A 1,696-nucleotide genomic window follows, 5' to 3' on the forward strand; every position below is an offset into this window, starting at 1 on the left:
GTAAAAGTAAATGTGATGAGAGATGCGCTAAATCGCAAGTTTCAAAACAACCAAGCTGCCAAAATATTATTATTATCAATAGGGGGTAAAGTGCTTGTTGAAAGCTCACCTTTTTGGTTACTACTGGGGATGCGGCGGAGATGGAAGTGGCGAAAATATGCTCGGCATATTGTTGATGAATCTGCGAGAAGAGCTTCAGTAAACATTAGAAATCAAAAGCACCTAAAAAAATGCATGAGGAGGATTCACATGAGGATGGTGGGGAATCATGTCTACACGCAATATGTGTACTAGCAAACAGCCTTGATGTAATTTGTCGCGCTCGGTAAAACCGCGACACGTAGCCATGTGGTCATCCGTGCTGGCGAGTCTTGCCCCGAGTCCGTCTAACGACGACCAATCTCCACCTTTCGGCTTAGCAAAGGGTACGATATGGTAACGTAAAAAAGTTCTTGCTACGTTTTGCGGCACTAGGTCTGCGGATGAAAATCTAGACTTTATGGTTTTAAGCTATTTGAGTGTGTACTGAAGTAAGTAATAGCAAATTCCTCACTCAACTCCTGCTTTAGCTCAGCGAAAAGCGTTTCACCCTCCTCTTCAAACGCAACTAGAGCTTGCTCATTGCAGAATCCAGAGGCTGCAGGATCCTCACGGTTCATTGTTTTATCATATTCGTCGCCCCAAGCATCAATTCTTGTAGCTAAACTCTCAGATATTGGCAGTGATGACGGTGCTATATTATCTAAGCCGTCGCTTAGCTCTTCCCATAACGGATAGCAATCATAATCCGTCATCAATTTAATCTTTCTCATATTGCTCACCTATCTTGCTGGGTTAGCCCCAACAATAAATCCATTACTTCCTGTTGTTACTGCCATTCTATGAGTTTGCCCTCCAAAGCCAACTTCATATATAGGTCTACCAGTTCCTTTGCCTTGGTAGCCTACGACCTTACCTCTGGTAACCGCAGCCATAACGGCTTGGGGAATTTGTGATTGACTTATCCCTCGGTTGGCAAAGTCGGCTCCATGCCTTTGCACAATGTGCTGCAATCCTGCGCTAGAATTACCAGTTTCAAGAAACATGATTTTTCCGTTCGCATTTTTGCCTATCTGAACTATATTCGCAGGGTTGTGTTTGATACCTTGCTGACCAAGCTGCGTCGTTAAAGAAGTCGATACACTGGTTCTTATAATTGGAACGATGGTGGTGCCAACAGCAGCGACTTTCCTAAAGTCATTTGCCACACCTTGTGCAACTTCGTTATCTACATCAACCCATTGGTCCATCCTACCTAGAGAGCCAGAATCTTGATGTAGAAACCTCTCAGTCCAATCAGCTATGCCGTTTGCCATGTCAGGTATTAGATTGCCAATGGCAGCGGCTGCACCATTAGCAATCGTAGAGGCCGTATCTGAGTATAATTGATTGTAATTGGTACTGGTAGGCTCAACCGCACTTTGTGTCGCTGTTTGCTTTGTGGAGCCGATATCTACAGCTCCGCTCCCACCACCTGAATTACCAGATATACTAACAGTAGTAGCCGAACCGTTGGAATTACTGTTAGTCGTTTGCGTTATACTAAATTTTCGACTACTTCCGTCAGCCATATTTACTGTTCCAGAGGTCGTAGTTTCAGTTTCTGTCCTTAATCTAGAGCCTGTTTTCGCAACCTTCTTAGTTTTTACTTCGTCCA

At 44.0% G+C, this 1,696-nt stretch carries 3 protein-coding genes; all 3 read right to left on the reverse strand.

Translation table 11 applies throughout. The features are described 5' to 3' along the window. Positions 1 to 222: 222 nt before the first annotated feature. Positions 223 to 471, reverse strand: a complete 249-nt coding sequence (locus ACFO4O_RS16700) for a hypothetical protein (RefSeq protein ID WP_382410603.1) — start codon at positions 469 to 471, stop codon at positions 223 to 225. 26 nt (positions 472 to 497) lie between these two features. Then, positions 498 to 812, reverse strand: coding sequence for a hypothetical protein (locus tag ACFO4O_RS16705; RefSeq protein ID WP_382410605.1), 315 nt, complete (start codon positions 810 to 812; stop codon positions 498 to 500). 9 nt (positions 813 to 821) lie between these two features. Continuing rightward, on the reverse strand, positions 822 to 1,696 hold an 875-nt coding region (locus ACFO4O_RS16710), incomplete at its 5' end, for a hypothetical protein (RefSeq protein WP_382410607.1).

This window comes from Glaciecola siphonariae (assembly GCF_042652645.1).
In the GTDB taxonomy this organism is placed as follows: Bacteria; Pseudomonadota; Gammaproteobacteria; order Enterobacterales; family Alteromonadaceae; genus Glaciecola; species Glaciecola siphonariae.